The sequence below is a fragment of the Microcoleus sp. B6-A1 genome, from assembly GCF_036705085.1.
Lineage (GTDB): Bacteria > Cyanobacteriota > Cyanobacteriia > Cyanobacteriales > Microcoleaceae > Microcoleus.
The window spans coordinates 52,646-69,955 of sequence record NZ_JAUBTU010000002.1 but is presented as its reverse complement, the minus strand read 5'-3'; the positions used below and the strand labels follow the sequence as shown (position 1 = coordinate 69,955).

The following is a 17,310-nucleotide window of genomic DNA, read 5'->3' as shown; positions in this document are numbered from 1 at the left end:
ATCAAACAGCTACCAATTGATTTAGCTGCGATTCACACTGTTGAAAGATGTAATTAACAGCACCAAAAAGTTGATCTAGTTCCTGAATGCTGTAAAAATTGATATTTCTGGTAAAAACATTTCCTTCTAGCTTGCCAAATTGCCAGGTTTTGCCATTAGACACAATACCCAAAATAATAACTTGAAGTTCATCGTTAAGTCGCTGGGCTGCAATCATTTCTGCTATACACTGCGCCCAGCCTTCTTCAAATTTATCTTGCTTAGCTTCAACTAAAAGCAAATACGGTTTGTCAAACACAACTTTGCCGAGAGGAGAACGTTTTGCCAAAATATACTCAGGAAAACCTGACAACTTAGTGTCATAGTTGAGAGCTTCATGGCTCCACAAAACAAATTTACTGCGATAGCACTTCCAAACTTCTTTTAGCACGGGATAAATCAAATTTTCGCAAACTGCAAATTCTGAGTTATCGACTACTCCTTCCATCATCATGATTTGCAAGTCTTCGCGAAAGTAGTCAGGGACACTGAAAGCAATTTCAATCACAAAATTAGCTTCAGTATAAATTGTCTGAAATTCTTTGATAACTGCCCCGATCGTTTTATAATTGCTAAAAGCCATATTTACCTCACTGTGTTTGAGTTAAGTAAGTGGGTACTAACAAATATAACATGGGGAGAGCGCTGGTTTTGCAGCAGTAACTGGCTATTTGGGTAAATTTTGCAACATTTATCCTTTACGTAGCTCTACACCTACCCAAAATGACAGCAAATAAGGTAAAGTAAACGGCACAAGAGTCTAGAACTCTCCAACGACCGCAACTCGGCAAACCCGCCCCTGACCAGCAAAACTGGTCGGTACAGGCGGCATTAACCGCTAATCGTCAACCCCTAACAACCGAGAAAAATGCAAACCTACTACTACGTTTTAGCCAGCCAACGCTTTTTGTTAGAAGAAGAAGCCCTAGATGAAGTGTTTAAAGAAAGAACTCGCAACTACAACGAACAAGAAAAACAAATAGACTTCTGGTTGGTCAAACAGCCCGCTTTCCTAGAAGCACCGACAATGGCAGAAGTTAAAGCAAAATGCCCTCAGCCATCAGCCGCTATTATTTCTACCGATCCAGTCTTCATCACCTGGTTGAAACTGCGATTAGAATATGTACTGACAGGTGAATTTCAAGCACCATCACCAACTATTCCAGATGCCCTTGCATCCCTACAGACAGCATGAATAAAATAGCCAAATATCAGACCCAACAACTAACAACAATTAGGGGTAAACTGTACAAAATAATTTTGTCTCTACCCCTATTTTCTGCTACTTCGGTCGCCCTTTTGGTCTTGACAGTTTTATCGAGTTCTGTTAAAGCTCAGTCGAGCTGTCAACCGCCCCAGTCCGATGAATATCTACTGTTAATTGTCACCCCAACACCCGAACAGCAAGAAAGAGCAAAACGCTCATTCCCTGGAAATACTAACAACACAGTTTGTCAGTACATCAATGACACGGTGACGCGAGTGGGTGGCTTTCGCGACTCGCAAATCGCCAGCGATTGGGTTAAATACATCGAAGATGTTGTCGGATTGCAAGCTTACGTAGTACGATCGCCCGCAGCGGCACTACCCCAAAATTTGCCAGTCTACAACCCTCAGCCAGCGCCGGATTCTGAACCAATCACCAATTCTCCCAGTGGCAATCTTGCCTTCAATCCCCAACCCCTGGGCCCTGGTTATGCAGTGTTAGTCGATTACTTCAACCAACCCGAATTAGCTGGCCAAGTCAGGCAAGCATTAGGCACGCAAGTAGGCTTAGCTTCCTACGGCCAGCGTCCCTTTTTATTCGTTGCTTATACAACGGATCAAAACGCCGCTACTGCTGCGGTAAAAACATTGAGCGATCGAGGTTTTTGGCCGATGTTAGTAGACAGCCGCCGAGTTACCGTAATTGCTCCCGCTGTTCGCTAAAAGATAAAACTTGGCAATTCAAATTGCTTCTTTTCAAACAAAGTCCGCTTAAGGGAACTAATAACAATTATTGTTGTTGTTCGGATTCTAGCGGGCTGCTTCCTAGCTGACTTTCTGCCCGCTTTTTTGCTTCCATTGCCGCTCCGTAATCGGGTTTGTAGCGAATTGCTTTGTCATAGGAGGCGATCGCATCTTCGTATCTTTTTACTGCCACCAGTGCATTGCCTCGGCTGTACCAGGCTTCCGAGTAGTCAGGCTTGACATAGACGGCTTCATTGTAAGAGACTAGCGCATCTTCGTACCGCTTTAAATTGGACTGAGCATTGCCTCTATTGTACCACGCTTGATATTCTTTCGGGTTTAAATCTAAGGCTCTGCTGTAACACTCAATTGCTTGTTCGTACCTGCGTAATTCGTGATATGACCAACCTAAATTGTACCATGCTTGATAATAATCAGGTTTTAATTTGACAGCTTTTTCATAAGCTTCTACTGCTTCTTCATGCCTCCGCATTTTCAGCAAAGCGATGCCTTTACTGTACCAGCCTTGATAAAACTTGGGCTGAAACCGCACGGCTTTTTCGTAGGCTTCAAAAGCTTCTTGGTTTTTGTTAACTTCTAGGAAGACATTGCCTAAATTGTACCAAGCTTCATAATTATCGAATTTGATTTCAACTGCTTTTTGATATGATTCAACGGCTCGATCGTACTGTTTTAATTTTTGGTGAGCTTGTCCCCGATTGTACCAAGCACCGTACAAATTGGGCTGAAATTTTACAGCTTTTTCATAGGAGACGATCGCTTCTTCGTACCGCTGCGAATCTAAGAGAACATCGCCTCTGCCTTCCCACGCTGCGGCATAGTCGGGCTGGATTTTCAAAGCGTTATCAAAAGATGCGATCGCCTCTTGAGACTGTTGCAACTTCTCCAAAGCATAACCGCGTCCCGTCCAAGCTTCCAAGTATTCCGGCTTTAATTCTATGGCTTTATCATAAGCTGACTGCGATTCTCGATATTTTTTCAATTCATATAAAGTTTTGGCTTTTTCCTGCCAAACTTCCGCGTAGTCCGGCCTGAGATTTATAGCTCGCTCGTAAGCTGCCAGAGCTTCTTCAAATCGGCTTAAATTGTAAAGAGTATTACCTCGGTTGTACAGGTCAGTTGCATTGGCCGCATTAAAAGTATTTACACCATAAATAGATGCTATAATACTGATGCCAATTAAACTGGCGATCGACAATATTTTTAAATACAGTTTTTTTCGGGATTTGAGCGGCCCCTTCGCAGCAGCAACCGGAGGCAATACAGGAACTGTACCGCTGAAAGAATTTTTCAATTCTTTAATAGCTTGCAGCGTTTCGCCGGCACTAGAATAACGTTGGCGAAAATCGTACTTTACCATCTTATCTAAAATCTTCGCAAATTCAGGACTGACTGATGTTTTGTCCTGCCAAATAATTTCCTCTGTATCGGGGTTTTTTGGCATTTGGTGAGGATTTATGCCAGTGAGGAACTGAATTGCGATCGCACCGACGGCATAGATATCGCTGCTGAGTTTCGGGTTGCCGTGAGCTTGTTCGCTGGGCATATAACCGGGCGTACCGATGCTCACACTCAAGCTATTCTTGGGCTGAGGATTGGTGATTTGAGTAGTAATTTCTTTGACTGCGCCGAAGTCAATTAAAACTAATTTTCCGTCTCTATCTCTGCGGAGGATATTGCGGGGATTGACATCGCGGTGAATCACATTTTGCTGGTGTACAAAGTCTAAAATTTCTAGAAGTTCTTGCAATATACAAATGACTGCATCTTCCTGCATGACTCCCGCAGTTCCTCCTTGGTAAGGGGAACCTCCCGCAGGCCCTCCTTGGTAAGAGGAACCCCCCCCAGCCCCCCCTTGGTAAGGGGGGGAGCCAAGTCCAGCCCCCCCTTGGTAAGGGGGGGAGCCAAGTCCAGCCCCCCCTTGGTAAGGGGGGGTTTGGGGGGGTATAATTTCTTGACTTAAATCGTGGCCTTCTATAAATTCTTGAACTAGATAAAATTCTTGATTTTCTTCAAAGTAAGCAAAAAGTCGGGGAATGCGATCGTGATTTCCCAACTTGTACAAAACTTGTGCTTCAGTATCAAATAAACGTCTTGCTACCTGTAGAGTTTCCGGATCAGTTGCGTGAGGTTTAAGCTGCTTGACGACGCAGAGGTGATTGCCAGGTAGCTGCTTATCTTCAGCTAAATAAGTTTGAGCAAATCCGCCGCCTCCCAAGTGACGGATAATACTGTAGCGATTGCCGAGTGTTATTCCAAGCATGAGATTTACCTAATATTCCTAGTCTTTTGGAGAATTAGCTTCCAACCAAGCTGTTAAATCTTCGGCATTAGAAAAATCTAACATGGCTTCTGCAAGATTCTCTAATTTGTCGATCGGCAATTTGCTAACTTTGGTTTGACTGTCGGGGTCTAGTTGACCTAAACAGCGACTCAGCAAACGCATAATTAACCCTACTTGTCCTTCTTGTCTGCCTTCTTGTCTGCCTTCTTGTCTGCCTTCTTCCCGACCTAAAGCCACTGAACCCTCTTGATCTTGAGCAAAAAACTCTTGCTGTTGTAATATGTTAAATTCCTCCTGTGTCAAACTAACTTGATTGGCAATTTCAAAAGCTTTCTGAATTTCCGGGACTGTGACCATTGTTTGAGGTACTTCATCCAAAGTGCCAGTAGTTTTGATAAAGTAAATCCACTTGTCCGTAAGAGTTTCCAGTCGATCCAATTCTTTCTTAAATTTTGGCAACTCTACAAATACTAACTCAATGTCATTTTGTAGATAATCAGACAGGCGAGTTCTTTCTTTGAAGACAAAATGCGAAATCACATCTTGCTCGCCACGAAACATTTCAAAATCAGTGATAGTCAAAGCAATCACAGGTCGCAGTTGCTTGTATAGTTCTCCCCTTGTTAATTGGAGTGCATAGGTTTTTGCTGCATTGTACAAAACTCGCTTGCCAAAAGCCTGTACCTTCAAAACTTGCATTTCGATAATCACATATGTGCCGTCATTAAGTAGCGCTTTGACATCTAAGTAGCTGTTTTTTACTCCCGCTATTTGAGGGCCAAGATAAGGGTCAAGGATTTCTAAACTTTCAATTATCGATCGCCCTTCATAGAGTAGGGCATTCAAAAAACTAATCAGAATGTCGGTACTCTGGGCGGAGCCAAATATTTTTTTGAAGGCAAAATCAATTTTGGGATTGATAAATCTCATGTTATTTTTCTCCTTCGACATTTGTACTTAACACGGCTGCCAACCTTACTGTGACAGTCTGTTTGCTTTCTTTCTTGTTCCCTCCCCTTACTAAGGGGAGGGTTAGGGTGGGGTTCTAGATTTTTTCGGACATTAAGATGCTCCCACTATAACTTAACTTTAAACGGCTTTCAAAATCTCGTCATCGACTGAAAAATCTATCTCAGCTTTGTCCCGCCCCGAAACTACATAATCATTCTGAAAAGAATCTTTTAATCCCGAAACTAAGTCAAATTCCGGCTGCCAGTTAAGATCGGTGACAGCTTTATTAACTGAAGCGAAAAAGTGCTGCAATCTCATTGGAAAAGCTTTCTTTTTGCCGAAGTCAAATTGTTTCGGATCGTAGTGTACAATCTTAATAGCATCAGGGGATTTGCCGGCCGCTTGAATGCAGGCGCGGGCTAAACCGTCAAAGGTGACAAATCGATCGCCCGAAACGTTGTAAATTTGCCCGATCGCCCTAGAGTTGCCCAAAACCGCCGCCATTGCTTTAGCCAAATCCTGACAGTGCCCCAACTGCGTGAAGTGCATTCCGTTACCGGGAATCGGAATCGGTCGATCGCGCACAATGCGATCGAAAAACCAAGCCTCTAAATCGTTATAATTTTGAGGGCCGTAAATGTAAGTCGGGCGAATCGAAGTCCAAGGCAAACCGGACTCTGCCAAGTAAGTTTCGGTTTCGCATTTACCCAAATGTCGGCTTTTAGGATCGGTAGCGTCCCCTTCAATATGAGGCATTTGATCCGATTTCAAATAAACCCCCGCAGAGCTCATGTAAACAAAGTGCTGCACCCGCCCTTTAAATATTTCAGCTAAAGGCTTTGTATCGCTGAGTTCACGGCCGTTGTTGTCAAAAACCGCGTCAAACTCGACCGTCGATAACTTGTCGTGCAATTGTTCAACATTTGTGCGATCGCCCTGAATCTGTTTCACGCCCGAAACCGGTACAGGCTTGTTGCCCCGGTTAAACAACACCACTTCATGTCCTTGTGCTGCTAAAATCTTAGTAAGATAAACCCCGATAAACCGAGTACCGCCCATCATTAAAATTCGCATTATTTTCGATGCTCCTTACAGTTAGTGTAAATATCTTACAATAAAGTTATGCCCTAGGGCGTGTTTTCTATCCCCGGAGATCCCCCTAAATCCCCCTTAAAAAGGGTGACTTTGACAATGATTATTTCACCTTTTTAAGGGGGCTGGGATTTTGAATCTCATGAGAAATCACTCAGACTAGATAATTCATCCGTGTATCCGTGTCCTCATCCGTGTAGTGCTTTCCTTCTCCAATAATTTCAATTTGCCTAAAATAGCCCTATGCAAGTTCCCCGGCTGCATCCAGAAACAATCGAAGAAGTAAAACAAAGAGCCGACATAGTAGACGTTATTTCCGGTCGCGTCGTCTTGCGGAAACGCGGGAAAGAATTCGTAGGTTTGTGTCCCTTTCACGACGAAAAATCTCCCAGCTTTACTGTCAGTCCCGGCAAACAAATGTATTATTGTTTCGGCTGCGGTGCAGGCGGCAATGCTTTTAAGTTCCTCATGGAATTGGAGAAACGCCCTTTCAGCGAAGTAGTATTAGAATTAGCTAAAAATTATCAAGTCCCGGTCAAAACAGTCGAACCAGAACACCGACAAGAATTGCAGCGGCAAATTTCTCTGCGGGAACAACTCTATGAAATCTCAGCACTAACAGCCAACTTTTACGAACACGCTTTGCGACAAACCCAAGGAGAAGAACCCTTAGCATATCTCAAATCAGAGCGCCAGCTAAGCGAAGAAACTATCCAACAATTTCAATTAGGTTATGCACCCCAAGGTTGGGAAGCACTTTACAGTTATTTAGTAGAACAGAAAAACTATCCGGCGCAATTAGTAGAACAAGCTGGATTAATTGTACCCCGAAAAAATGGCGGCAGCGGTTATTACGATCGCTTCCGCAATCGCATTATGATTCCCATTCGCGATACCCAAGGCAGAGTCATCGGTTTCGGCGGCAGAGCTCTCGGCGACGAACAGCCGAAATACCTCAATTCTCCCGAAACAGAACTCTTCGATAAAGGCAAAACTTTATTCGCCTTAGATACGGCGAAAACAGCCATTAGCAAAGCCGATCGCGCAGTGGTTGTAGAGGGGTACTTTGATGCGATCGCACTTCAGGCCGCCGGCATCTCCAACGCCGTCGCTTCCCTCGGCACAGCCTTAAGTTTAAACCAAGTGCGGCAGTTATTGCGGTACACGGACTCCAAACAAATTATCCTCAACTTCGACGCCGACAAAGCAGGAACTCAAGCAGCAGAACGCGCGATTGGAGAAATAGAAAAACTCGCTTATCAAGGAGAAGTCCAACTGCGGGTGCTCAATATTCCCGACGGCAAAGATGCCGACGAATATCTCAAAACCTACTCCCCAGAACAATATCGAGAATTGCTGGAAAATGCTCCGTTGTGGCTCGACTGGCAACTGCAACAAATGCTCGTAAATCAAGATTTGAAGCAAGCCGATACTTCCCAGCAAGTCACCAAAAAAATTATTAATTTATTAACCAATATCACTGACGACAATCAGCTAGCACATTACCTGCAAAAGTGCGCCGAAATTCTCAGTAAAGGAGATTTTAGACTCACAAAGATGATTGCTGAAAACTTGCTCAATCAAGTAGTCAGCGATTGGGCAAAGCGGCAGAGTCAAGACGAATCTTTAACAATGCCCCTGTTAATTAGAAACAAGCTGAAGCCGAACAAACAATATAAAAAGCAGCGTGCAAGCGGCGAAAACAAAAGCTCAAAATCAAGCTTATCTGCCGTAGCCCGCAGTCTTTTAGAAGAAGCAGAAGCGCAATTATTGCAGATTTATTTGCACTGTCCCGAATATCGCCAAGATGTCAGAGAGGCAATAGAAGCTAGAGACGTGCAGTTTAGCCTTTCTCACCACAGATTTTTGTGGCACCAGATTGTGAATGCTGAAATATTGCACAAAATGTCTTTACAAGTAGCGCCTTCAGAGTTAATATTGAAATTGCAAGATAGCTTCATTGAATATCCCAATCAACTAAATCAAATATCGCATTTATTTCACTTAAATGAGTTCTCAGAAAGAAACGTTTATCGTGCACCTCTAGTAATTAGATCGGCCCTCGCCTGTATCGAGCAAATTATCAGCATGAAGCGCCGCCGAATTGCACTCAATATGTGGGAAAAAGCCAAGGCAGCTAGCAGTGGCGAAGAGGCTATAGAATATCACCAACTATTCTGTGCCGAACAAGAATGGCTCAAGGAATTAGAGCGGCTGCGTCAAGTTAATTTTTACGATTTAACCTCCGTACCTTGGGGGGGAAATTTCTAGAATTTCAGGACTTTAGTCCCTACTACGAACCAAAATCAGCTACCAACGAAACAGCCAGAAGATGGAAATGGAAGCAAACTTAGATGGGATATGCGATCGCCATTAGCACCGTTGTTGTTCGAGGATGACGAGTGGTTAGATCCTTGGGAGTCTGGTTTGGTGGTTGTCCAGGTTTTGTCTGCCACTCCGGCGAAACGGAAAGCTTCAACAAAGCGTACTTTGGAGAAGTTTCCCATTCAAAGTTTTGGGACGTTAGTGACTAATTTATCGGCGATCGCTAAAAATCGAGTGCAGCCTAAACTAGCGCGTGTTTCAGTTAGTTTCGACCTGACGACGGCAACTCCTTTACAGCAGAAAGCCTTCGATTTGCTGGCGGTTTCGCTGACATTCTAGTCATGTATCCGGCGGGGGCTAAAGCCCGATCGCCCTACTGATGGGGGGAATACTAGGAACTTTAAGAGGACGCGGGAGAAGTTCCGTTTCAGGTGGCGTTACTCTGAGGTAATCGGCGATAAACTCACCATACGTTTTCCTGATTTCGTCAGGGAGAAATTTATATCCAAGGAGCTTCGATCGACATTCGGTGGAGCCACAACAACATTTGGGAATGTCAATGAAACTGTACTCTGTTGTAGAGTAATCCCATGTAATCTCGCTTCCCGAAGGAATATCAACCAATGCCACGAAATCGTATGCTCCGAATTGATTATTCCGAACCCCTGTGTTTGGGCTACAAGAATGATTAATCAATACTCCCGGTTCATCTATTTCTATATGCAGGTCCAAGTCCATCTGAATCGAGTGAGTAGTTCTTTCGGGCAAGATATCGACTCGCCGTCCAACCACCACGGTCTCACCTTTACGGAAGCCTCGGCTGGCAAAAACGCCTCTACCTTTCTCTGTTTGCTGGATGAAATTATCGAAACCCATTTTCCTCACTCTTAATACAAATTACAAATCTAATTCTAATTCCACGAGGTTAGGGCTCGGAAGCGACACGGGAGCGTTAATGGGCTCAGTATCCGAATCTGACAGCGCTGCGACAATCGACTCGTTAACCTGGATTTCGCCATTGTGATCAGTGTCCTGAGATTTGCTTTGACCAAAAACCATTGCCACCACTACAAGAGCTGCGCCAATCACACCGCGTATTCCAAGTTTCTCTCCTAGTAGTAGAAACGAGAAAATCGCTGCGAAAATCGGATCTAGCGTATAAATTAGCGCCGTCTGGTAAGCGTTAACCCATCGTTGGGCCAATACTTGAAGCACAATCGTAGCAGCAGTATCAAATAAGCCAATATATAAAAGAATACCAAGATTCGCGCCAATTGCTTCCTGTTGTGTAAGCAGATCGGGAGCGGCCCAGATTACAGAAAATATTGTTATCACCCAAAGCTGGATCGCAGCGAGTGGCAAAATGGGGTGCCGCAACGTGGTGGACTCAAGCTTAAGAGTGTAGATCGAGTAGAGGAAGGCGTTGCCCAAGATCAACAGATCGCCGAGCACTAGCTGTTCACTCTCCCAACACATCACTCCAATGCCAAAGATGGCAATTCCTGCGGCGAGGAAAGTTTTTGGGAACACCTGCCTACCTAGCAGTTGCCCTAGCAGAGGAACTAGGATGACGTTGAAACTGGCAATGAATGCAGCACGATCGGCAGAAGTCGTCTCAAGGGCAAGGGTTTGGAGGACTGATGCAGGAAACAGTATGAGTGATAAGAAGACTCCATCCCGTAGCAGGGAAAAATTCAGGAAGCGCAAATAGGGGGTAAACGGCAACGCTGCTATTACGTAGCGGGTTGCAAATATTGCAGAAGGAGAAAGACTGCTGAGAGCTCCCTTGATAACCGGATAGCTTGTACCCCAGATTAGGGTGACAAGGATCAACACTGCTATACCCCAAGCATGGAGAGTGTTTGGCGATCTTTGAGAACCAATATTTAATTCTGTAGTCATTGAGTAGCCTAATCGATTAGCAATGTAACTAAATTCAGTTAGTTAACCGTAAAGAGGTTGACTAGAGTAAGAAATATCAATATTTTAAAGTCGAATTCAGCCTAAACTAGCGGGTGTTGCAGTTAGTTTCGACCTGACGACGCCGACTCGTTTACAGCATAAAATCTTCGATTTCCTGGGGGTTCCGCTGATATTGCAGTCATGTACCGGGCAGTGGCTCAAGCCCGATCGCCCTACTGCCACAGAGTTTACATGAAACTTACCCCGCCCGCGGGGTAAGTTTTGTTTAATTAGCCTTTTAATAATCGCAAAAAAGAGTTTCGCGAGTATCTCTACCCGTCACCGGATTAGTACCTTTTGCCACTTTACAAAGTTTTTCTATCATATCGTCTCGCAGCAGTGTCTCTGTAAAATCAGCACCGTCAATGACCGCTCCTTCGAGTCTGGTATTATAAGCGAAAGCACCCTCAAGGATAGCATTAGTTAAATTTGCTTTCATCATGCGAGCTAAATCTAAAGTAGCACCCGTGAAATTAGCGCCTTCAAAATTTGCCTCTTCCATATTGGCAGCAAAAAAGCTGACACCCCGCAAATCTGCATTAGTAAAATTGCTGTTGCGAAGATTAGCTTTATTAAAACTGTCGTCAGTCAGAACTTGTCCACTAAAATCAGCGCCGACTAGGATTTCTTTGTCGTGATCCAAAGCGAAAGCAGGTGCGGGATTAATGCCGATCGCCCCAGCGGCAATTACTGCTAAAATAACAAAACTCAGCAAGAAAGTATAAATATGTTGGCGAATTCGAGAAATCATCATACAAGTTCAAGCTAATGGGCAGTCGTGACAGTTCAGAATTGAATTCTACCAGAAAGCGCGTCAAGCGTAGCTATCCCGTAGGGAATCGCCCGCTCGCCACCGCTGACTCCAATTCCCCCCAATCCCCAAACTCTAGGGATATCGGCACATTGGGAGAAAACTTAGTCGCCGAGTGGTTGCAGCAGCAAGGCTGGGAAATTTTGCACCGCCAGTGGCACTGTCGCTGGGGAGAGATTGACATCATCGCACTCGGAAGAGATGAAGAAAGCGAAATCAACAGAGGTAACGAAAATTCCCCATTCCCCATTCCCCATTCCCCATTCCCCATTCCCCATTCCCAAACATTAGCATTTGTAGAGGTGAAAACTCGCCGCCGGGGAAATTGGGATGCGGGTGGAATGTTGGCTATTAATACCACAAAACAAGCCAAACTTTGGCAAACAGCCGAAATATTTTTAAGCACTCATGCAGATTTAGCCAATAATTATTGTCGCTTTGATGTCGCTTTAGTCAGGTGCGAACCTTTACAACAAAACACTAAGCAAATATTACCACCATTAACTGCAGCGCATTCTCAATCCGCCGTTGCAGGTAACTACCGACTCACCCTGCAAGAATACATTCGCTCGGCTTTTAGCATTTAAAAATATATAATTAAAATTTAGAGGGTAAAATCTCAAACCAATGCCCCTAGGTCATTTTTAATTGTTAACTTGCCTAGGCTGTGGCGCATTTCTGTCTTGAGCTTTAACGGAGCTGAAAAAAGCGTTAAATCTTCTCCCGCTTTCCCCTTCTCTCCCTCTCCTGTTCTGTCATCACAGTTAATGTATATGCGTAGCAATCTAGGCCAGAGTTTCCGGGCAATATCCCAGACCCTTGACAAACTGCTGGCGAAACGCTTCAATTTCTTTGCGGTCAGGGCAGCCGTGACAAACCACTGCCACCTGGTAGCGGCGCATCACGCTCAGTGGCGATTGTCCGGTTTCCAAACTCCAAAGCGCCATTTGCAAGCGAATTTCAGGATCGTAAGGAATCCCGAGTTCGTTCATAAAAGCCCGAAAATCCCCGTGCATTTCGGGAGTTAAGTATTGGCTCATTTTCACCTTTACCACCCAGCCGTCAATTTGGTGAATAACAGTGATAAATTGCAAGGGAAGATGATGAGCCGTGCGTAGGTAATCCACGACTCTCAGAGTAAGGCTAGTATTGGCGATGTAGTAGAGGTATTCCATAACGATCCTTATGAGCCTTATGAGCAAAGCTGATGCTATACCTCTATCGTCGCGGACTCTACCCGCCACCACAAGGGGAAAAGCACCCGACTTTGAATGGGGGTTTTTACCCAATTTGTTACCCAGTTGACAGATCGATCGCACAGGAATTCACTCGATGACAGAGATGGACTGGTCTTTGGACGGCTATGACTACGAACTTCCGCCCTCGCGCATTGCCCAAAATCCCGTAGTGCCGAGGGACAGTTCTCGCTTGCTGGCTGTAGATTCTCCCAGCACCCAGCAACACCGGATTTTCCGGGATTTGCCAGATTTGCTGGAACCAGGCGACTTGCTGGTACTCAACAACACCCGCGTGCTACCCGCGAGGCTCTACGGGCACAAACCCAACGGCCCGGCTGTGGAGATATTGTTGATGGAAGAACGGCAGCACAACTGTTGGCTGGCTTTGGTTAAACCGGGGAAACGCTTAAAGTTGGGATCGCAAATTGAGTTTGATCCCATCGCCCCTGCCGATGAGAACTCTACCACAGCTCCTTGCTGTTGCCGAACCGATGCCACGATCCCCGATCGTCGTCGATTGACTGCAACAGTTATAGAGAGGGACGACGCAACAGGAGGACGGCTGTTGGAGTTTGACATCCCCACAGATGAGAATCTGGTGAAGTTTTTGGACGAATACGGCCACGTACCCTTGCCGCCCTACATCGACCATTCCCAAGCTTCAGCGGAACAGTACCAGACTGTTTATGCCGATCGGCTTGGGGCGGTGGCTGCCCCCACAGCAGGCCTGCACTTCACCGAAGAATTGTTCAGCCGCTTGGAACAGCGGGGAATCGAAAAAACTTTTGTCACCTTACACGTCGGAGTAGGGACGTTTCGCCCGGTGGAGGTGGCAGACGTGACGGCTCACAAAATGCACGGCGAATGGGTGGAAGTACCCGCCGCCACCGTTGAGAAAATCCGGGAAACTAAAGCCAGAGGCGGGCGGATCATTGCCGTGGGTACCACAGCAGTCCGAGCTTTAGAGGGAGCCGCCGCCGCGAGTGGCGATTTTTCCTTGCAACCTTTTTGTGGCCCGACCGATTTGTTTATCTACCCTGGTTACAAGTGGCGGGTTGTAGAGGGGATGATTACCAATTTTCACTTGCCCCGCTCTACTTTGATGATGATGGTGAGTGCGATGATTGGAAGGCCTCGGCTGTTGGATTTGTACCGAGAAGCGATCGAGCATCAGTACCGCTTTTATTCCTTTGGCGATGCCATGCTGATTTTACCCACAGCAAAAAAGGATTGATCGATCGGGCATCGGGTTCGCCCCATGCCCGGTATTCCGTTTCTATTCTTCCTCCTCTTCTTCATTGCCAGGATACACGAAGCTGTTGGAACGTCCAGTCAGAACAGATTTGCCCAGAGACAGAGCTTTCTGAGCTGCCACTACAGCTTTGCGCTTCCATGTGGCCTTACGCATATTCTTCTTGGATTTGGAGGTTTTCTTCTTAGGGACTGCCATGACGCTAAATACTTTCTGCTTATATAGACAAACAAACATTCTAGCCGATTTTGTCGGCAATGCTTACTCAAAAAACGGCAATAACTGCTCACCAACCAATATCAAGTAGTAGGGTGCGTCAGCGATTAGCTTCTGGAAAAATAGACAAAATCCCCTAGATCACGCACCCGCAGCAGCTAAAGTTCGTGAAAGTGGTAGATCACGACGCCAGTTACCGCATCGTTCTCGATACTCACATAATCCGTTTTGAGCAGTGCCGTGAAAGCCTCTTCCACTTCGGCAAAAGTAGCGCCGGTTGCCATCACCCCTTGGGTGACAGATAATCTTCCGTTCTTGGTATAAGCTGCCTTCAGGAGTTTAACCCCTAACTGGTCTGGAGTTTGCTTGGGATATGTCGCGGCGATCGCCCCGTTGCTGGGATATAGCGGTATACCTTCGCGAGATACGCCGAGTTTGCCCCTGAGACTGGCGTTGTGTTCATCCACCATGTTCGGCAGCAGCAGCAAGTCAAACAATTGCCCAAACCCAAACAAACCAAAGGTAAACAGCCACAGCAAACCACTACCAATCTTGCCGTTGTAGAGGCGGTGGAGTCCGAAGGGGCCGAAAAAACAAGCTGCCCATAAAAGGTAACTAACACCTAAATTGCTCATTTTCTGACCGTCCTGCCTGATTATTCTAAGAATTGGAGTCCCTGTATACATTTTGTACTTTCTATCTGGTCTTTGAACAGTTTGACACCAGCAGATATTTGTGCATAGTCCGAAGTTATTGTTTATTTACTACCAATTCCCCATGCCCCATGCCCCATGCCCCATGCCCCATGCCCAGTGAGTAATTTTGCGTAGCAATTCTTAACGCCAGCAACATATTTGCGCGGGCGAGAGCTTGGTAAACTGGAGGGCGTGGAAATTACAGCAGCTTAGACTTAGATTCCACACGGAGCGCCAAACCAAGCGCGCCGCCAGCGCTGGCCGGACATACACGATCGCGATCGTCCGCAGTACCCGACAATGGAAACAAGCGAGTAGTTATAAGCAGAAATCCAATAAAAATATGGTAGATTCCCTCAAAAAACCCACTTTTGAAGAACTGCGGCCGGGAGTGAAAGCCCCAGCCAAAGAAACTATTCTCACGCCGAGATTTTACACAACCGACTTTGACGAGATGGCCAAAATGGACATCTCGGTAAATGAAGCCGAACTAGAAGCAATTATCCAAGAGTTCCGCGTTGACTACAACCGCAACCACTTCGTGCGTGATGCCGAGTTCGATCAATCTTGGGAACACATCGACGGCGAAAAGCGCCAGTTGTTCATTGAATTCCTGGAACGCTCTTGCACCGCTGAGTTTTCTGGCTTCTTGCTCTACAAAGAATTGGCACGCAAGCTCAAGGACAAAAATCCAGTGCTGGCCGAAGGTTTCTTGCTGATGTCGCGGGACGAAGCGCGGCACGCCGGATTCCTCAACAAAGCTCTCTCGGACTTTAATTTGTCCCTGGATTTGGGTTTCTTGACAAAGAGCCGCAGTTACACATTCTTTAAGCCGAAGTTTATTTTCTACGCGACTTACTTGTCGGAAAAGATCGGTTATTGGCGCTATATCACGATTTATCAGCACTTAAAAGCCCATCCTGAAGACCAGATTTATCCGATTTTCCGATTCTTTGAAAATTGGTGCCAGGATGAAAACCGCCACGGAGATTTCTTTGATGCGGTGATGAGAGCTCAGCCTCAGATGTTGAATGATTGGCGCGCTAAGCTTTGGTGCCGTTTCTTCTTGCTGTCAGTGTTCGCGACAATGTATCTCAATGATATCCAGCGCGCCGGTTTTTATCGATCGCTCGGACTTGATGCTCGCGAATACGACATTGAAGTGATTAAAAAGACCAACGAAACAGCAGGCCGCGTATTCCCCGTGATGCTGGACGTGAACAATCCAGAATTTTATGAACGGCTGGATATTTGCCTCAAGAACAATCAGCAGTTGACAGCAATTGTTGCTTCTAATACTCCGAAATTCTTGCAGTTCTTCCAAAAATTGCCTTTGTATCTGTCGAACGGCTGGCAATTAGTGAAGCTGTACTTCATGAAAACAATTGAATCACCTTCAGTACAGGGCGTTGTGCGTTAAGTTTTGATTTTTCATCCTCTGTGACGGCGGTTCTGCGACAAGCAGAACCGCTTTTTTTTGGTATGATGTTAGATTAGTTTTCATTGGCGGCGTGCGATCGGGTTTCAAATTCAATTAAGGAACTTTATGAAGGAGTTAATTGTGAGATGAGGAATGAGTGATATGAGTTCGGGAAGACGCAACTCTTTTGCAGACTACAAAGCAGATGGACACAACTGGATCACCTTGACTGCCGGAGAATACTATCCCGATATATTGCAGGAGGCTTGCCAACTTTACGAACCAGTTTTAGTAATGTTTGGGCAATTACTCAGGACTTCTGAATCATCAGTGCGTCTATTTATACAGATTTCAGAGGTTCCCAGCACATGGATGCGAGTTCAACTTTTTAGCGTGTTTCGCAAGTATGTCAGCCCTGAGCTTCCCGTGGAAATGCTCAGAAGGAAAAAAAAGGCAACGGAAATTTGCAATCAGTTCGGAGCACGTTTTAGGTCTGTTCAAGAAGTTCAAGCTGCTTATATGACTCGTCCAATTCCCGATGAGGCAATGTCGGCTCTATTGTGGGAATACAAAAGTCGCGGAAAAAAAGGATACGACCTAACTGAAAGATTTTTCTCCTTATTCCGCTTACACTTTCCCTACTTGGCAATCAGAGGGCCAGAGCGAGCTGGAAAAGATATCCTGATGGGAAATGTCTTCGTCAACTATCCCAACCCGAAACGTCCTGTTGATTTTGTGATTTACGATATTAATGAAAATGACTTGCTCGCAATAGGATTGGCAAGATATGATTCTGATAGAGGCGGTGCACAAGAAGACGATCGAACAGGTGGTTATCGTAGTTGCGCTGATGAAATCCTCAGTTATACACAAAATCATAACTTAAGAACTAAAGTAATTTTTCTGAATGATGGGCCCGGTCTCTTACTCGGCTCGATGTGGGACGACTACGCCAATATTGAAAATAGCTGGCCAGATAAGATTATAGTATTGACACTGCGTATGGTTCCCCATCGGATTACAGTGGAATGGCTGCGTTCTTGAAAATAGGAGT

At 45.5% G+C, this 17,310-nt stretch carries 19 protein-coding genes; 9 read left to right on the top strand and 10 right to left on the bottom strand.

The features are described from left to right. Nucleotide 1: 1 nt before the first annotated feature. Complete coding sequence (locus QUB11_RS01095; RefSeq protein ID WP_333154641.1) at nucleotides 2-622, bottom strand: hypothetical protein; 621 nt, start codon at nucleotides 620-622, stop codon at nucleotides 2-4. A 285-nt stretch (nucleotides 623-907) separates the two neighbouring features. On the opposite strand from QUB11_RS01095, the gene QUB11_RS01090 reads away from it, so the two are divergent. Together QUB11_RS01090 and QUB11_RS01085 are read left to right on the top strand one after the other, a co-directional pair. Continuing rightward, complete coding sequence (locus QUB11_RS01090) at nucleotides 908-1,234, top strand: MgPME-cyclase complex family protein (RefSeq protein WP_333121453.1); 327 nt, start codon at nucleotides 908-910, stop codon at nucleotides 1,232-1,234. Next, nucleotides 1,231-1,968: a hypothetical protein gene (locus tag QUB11_RS01085; RefSeq protein ID WP_333199190.1), complete on the top strand. Its 738-nt coding sequence runs from the start codon at nucleotides 1,231-1,233 to the stop codon at nucleotides 1,966-1,968. The genes QUB11_RS01090 and QUB11_RS01085 overlap by 4 nt, the downstream gene beginning before the upstream one ends. A 67-nt stretch (nucleotides 1,969-2,035) precedes the next feature. Here QUB11_RS01085 and QUB11_RS01080 read toward each other — a convergent pair whose 3' ends face one another. The 3 genes from QUB11_RS01080 to QUB11_RS01070 form a co-directional block, all read right to left on the bottom strand. Next, the gene (locus QUB11_RS01080) at nucleotides 2,036-4,273 is read right to left on the bottom strand and encodes a tetratricopeptide repeat protein (RefSeq protein WP_333199187.1); all 2,238 of its coding nucleotides are present in this window, start codon (nucleotides 4,271-4,273) and stop codon (nucleotides 2,036-2,038) included. Nucleotides 4,274-4,291: 18 nt separating this feature from the next. Beyond that, nucleotides 4,292-5,224 carry an Rpn family recombination-promoting nuclease/putative transposase gene (locus tag QUB11_RS01075; RefSeq protein ID WP_333199184.1) on the bottom strand — a complete coding sequence of 311 codons (933 nt, stop codon included), beginning with the start codon at nucleotides 5,222-5,224 and terminating at the stop codon, nucleotides 4,292-4,294. A 159-nt stretch (nucleotides 5,225-5,383) separates the two neighbouring features. Continuing rightward, complete coding sequence (locus QUB11_RS01070) at nucleotides 5,384-6,319, bottom strand: NAD-dependent epimerase/dehydratase family protein (RefSeq protein WP_333199182.1); 936 nt, start codon at nucleotides 6,317-6,319, stop codon at nucleotides 5,384-5,386. 261 nt (nucleotides 6,320-6,580) lie between these two features. Between QUB11_RS01070 and dnaG the strand changes: the two genes are divergently transcribed. Both dnaG and QUB11_RS01060 read left to right on the top strand, forming a co-directional pair. Then, nucleotides 6,581-8,608, top strand: coding sequence for a DNA primase (gene dnaG / locus QUB11_RS01065; RefSeq protein ID WP_333199180.1), 2,028 nt, complete (start codon nucleotides 6,581-6,583; stop codon nucleotides 8,606-8,608). A 90-nt stretch (nucleotides 8,609-8,698) separates the two neighbouring features. After that, nucleotides 8,699-9,001 (top strand): hypothetical protein, encoded by a 303-nt coding sequence (locus tag QUB11_RS01060; RefSeq protein WP_333199178.1) that lies wholly within the window; start codon nucleotides 8,699-8,701, stop codon nucleotides 8,999-9,001. Between the two features lie 18 nt (nucleotides 9,002-9,019). On the opposite strand, the gene QUB11_RS31220 is transcribed toward QUB11_RS01060, so the two are convergent. Beyond that, nucleotides 9,020-9,454, bottom strand: a complete 435-nt coding sequence (locus QUB11_RS31220; RefSeq protein ID WP_445300821.1) for an SET domain-containing protein-lysine N-methyltransferase — start codon at nucleotides 9,452-9,454, stop codon at nucleotides 9,020-9,022. On the opposite strand from QUB11_RS31220, the gene QUB11_RS01055 reads away from it, so the two are divergent. Then, a complete protein-coding gene (locus QUB11_RS01055; protein ID WP_333389445.1) occupies nucleotides 9,410-9,553 on the top strand; it encodes a hypothetical protein in 144 nt (47 codons plus the stop codon). The genes QUB11_RS31220 and QUB11_RS01055 overlap by 45 nt on opposite strands. A gap of 6 nt (nucleotides 9,554-9,559) precedes the next feature. On the opposite strand, the gene QUB11_RS01050 is transcribed toward QUB11_RS01055, so the two are convergent. Both QUB11_RS01050 and QUB11_RS01045 read right to left on the bottom strand, forming a co-directional pair. Further along, a complete protein-coding gene (locus QUB11_RS01050) occupies nucleotides 9,560-10,564 on the bottom strand; it encodes a DMT family transporter (RefSeq protein ID WP_333199172.1) in 1,005 nt (334 codons plus the stop codon). Nucleotides 10,565-10,862: 298 nt separating this feature from the next. Then, entirely contained in the window at nucleotides 10,863-11,378 is a 516-nt protein-coding gene (locus QUB11_RS01045) for a pentapeptide repeat-containing protein (protein ID WP_333199170.1), read from the bottom strand. Between the two features lie 14 nt (nucleotides 11,379-11,392). Here QUB11_RS01045 and QUB11_RS01040 point away from each other — a divergent pair, with 14 nt between their 5' ends. Beyond that, a complete protein-coding gene (locus tag QUB11_RS01040; protein ID WP_333199168.1) occupies nucleotides 11,393-12,022 on the top strand; it encodes a YraN family protein in 630 nt (209 codons plus the stop codon). A gap of 198 nt (nucleotides 12,023-12,220) precedes the next feature. Here the strand turns inward: QUB11_RS01040 and QUB11_RS01035 are convergent, their stop codons facing one another. After that, nucleotides 12,221-12,610 carry a hypothetical protein gene (locus QUB11_RS01035; protein WP_333057186.1) on the bottom strand — a complete coding sequence of 130 codons (390 nt, stop codon included), beginning with the start codon at nucleotides 12,608-12,610 and terminating at the stop codon, nucleotides 12,221-12,223. Between the two features lie 157 nt (nucleotides 12,611-12,767). Here QUB11_RS01035 and queA point away from each other — a divergent pair, with 157 nt between their 5' ends. After that, nucleotides 12,768-13,907, top strand: coding sequence for a tRNA preQ1(34) S-adenosylmethionine ribosyltransferase-isomerase QueA (gene queA, locus QUB11_RS01030; protein WP_333199165.1), 1,140 nt, complete (start codon nucleotides 12,768-12,770; stop codon nucleotides 13,905-13,907). Between the two features lie 42 nt (nucleotides 13,908-13,949). Here queA and rpmF read toward each other — a convergent pair whose 3' ends face one another. Both rpmF and QUB11_RS01020 read right to left on the bottom strand, forming a co-directional pair. Further along, complete coding sequence (gene rpmF, locus QUB11_RS01025; RefSeq protein ID WP_006632406.1) at nucleotides 13,950-14,123, bottom strand: 50S ribosomal protein L32; 174 nt, start codon at nucleotides 14,121-14,123, stop codon at nucleotides 13,950-13,952. A 176-nt stretch (nucleotides 14,124-14,299) separates the two neighbouring features. Then, nucleotides 14,300-14,776, bottom strand: coding sequence for a TM2 domain-containing protein (locus QUB11_RS01020; protein WP_333199162.1), 477 nt, complete (start codon nucleotides 14,774-14,776; stop codon nucleotides 14,300-14,302). Nucleotides 14,777-15,179: 403 nt separating this feature from the next. On the opposite strand from QUB11_RS01020, the gene acsF reads away from it, so the two are divergent. Together acsF and QUB11_RS01010 are read left to right on the top strand one after the other, a co-directional pair. Next, nucleotides 15,180-16,256 carry a magnesium-protoporphyrin IX monomethyl ester (oxidative) cyclase gene (gene acsF, locus QUB11_RS01015; protein WP_333199376.1) on the top strand — a complete coding sequence of 359 codons (1,077 nt, stop codon included), beginning with the start codon at nucleotides 15,180-15,182 and terminating at the stop codon, nucleotides 16,254-16,256. A gap of 153 nt (nucleotides 16,257-16,409) precedes the next feature. Then, on the top strand, nucleotides 16,410-17,300 hold the full coding sequence (locus tag QUB11_RS01010) for a hypothetical protein (RefSeq protein ID WP_333256234.1): 891 nt from the start codon (nucleotides 16,410-16,412) through the stop codon (nucleotides 17,298-17,300). Nucleotides 17,301-17,310 lie beyond the last annotated feature (10 nt).

What these genes read in the sequence shown, in the direction of transcription:
- QUB11_RS01095 (WP_333154641.1), bottom strand. Translation starts at nt 622, where the DNA reads ATGGCTTTTAGCAATTATAAAACGATCGGGGCAGTTATCAAAGAATTT.
- QUB11_RS01090 (WP_333121453.1), top strand. Translation starts at nt 908, where the DNA reads ATGCAAACCTACTACTACGTTTTAGCCAGCCAACGCTTTTTGTTAGAA.
- QUB11_RS01085 (WP_333199190.1), top strand. Translation starts at nt 1,231, where the DNA reads ATGAATAAAATAGCCAAATATCAGACCCAACAACTAACAACAATTAGG.
- QUB11_RS01080 (WP_333199187.1), bottom strand. Translation starts at nt 4,273, where the DNA reads ATGCTTGGAATAACACTCGGCAATCGCTACAGTATTATCCGTCACTTG.
- QUB11_RS01075 (WP_333199184.1), bottom strand. Translation starts at nt 5,224, where the DNA reads ATGAGATTTATCAATCCCAAAATTGATTTTGCCTTCAAAAAAATATTT.
- QUB11_RS01070 (WP_333199182.1), bottom strand. Translation starts at nt 6,319, where the DNA reads ATGCGAATTTTAATGATGGGCGGTACTCGGTTTATCGGGGTTTATCTT.
- dnaG (WP_333199180.1), top strand. Translation starts at nt 6,581, where the DNA reads ATGCAAGTTCCCCGGCTGCATCCAGAAACAATCGAAGAAGTAAAACAA.
- QUB11_RS01060 (WP_333199178.1), top strand. Translation starts at nt 8,699, where the DNA reads ATGCGATCGCCATTAGCACCGTTGTTGTTCGAGGATGACGAGTGGTTA.
- QUB11_RS01050 (WP_333199172.1), bottom strand. Translation starts at nt 10,564, where the DNA reads ATGACTACAGAATTAAATATTGGTTCTCAAAGATCGCCAAACACTCTC.
- QUB11_RS01045 (WP_333199170.1), bottom strand. Translation starts at nt 11,378, where the DNA reads ATGATGATTTCTCGAATTCGCCAACATATTTATACTTTCTTGCTGAGT.
- QUB11_RS01040 (WP_333199168.1), top strand. Translation starts at nt 11,393, where the DNA reads ATGGGCAGTCGTGACAGTTCAGAATTGAATTCTACCAGAAAGCGCGTC.
- QUB11_RS01035 (WP_333057186.1), bottom strand. Translation starts at nt 12,610, where the DNA reads ATGGAATACCTCTACTACATCGCCAATACTAGCCTTACTCTGAGAGTC.
- queA (WP_333199165.1), top strand. Translation starts at nt 12,768, where the DNA reads ATGACAGAGATGGACTGGTCTTTGGACGGCTATGACTACGAACTTCCG.
- rpmF (WP_006632406.1), bottom strand. Translation starts at nt 14,123, where the DNA reads ATGGCAGTCCCTAAGAAGAAAACCTCCAAATCCAAGAAGAATATGCGT.
- QUB11_RS01020 (WP_333199162.1), bottom strand. Translation starts at nt 14,776, where the DNA reads ATGAGCAATTTAGGTGTTAGTTACCTTTTATGGGCAGCTTGTTTTTTC.
- acsF (WP_333199376.1), top strand. Translation starts at nt 15,180, where the DNA reads ATGGTAGATTCCCTCAAAAAACCCACTTTTGAAGAACTGCGGCCGGGA.
- QUB11_RS01010 (WP_333256234.1), top strand. Translation starts at nt 16,410, where the DNA reads ATGAGTGATATGAGTTCGGGAAGACGCAACTCTTTTGCAGACTACAAA.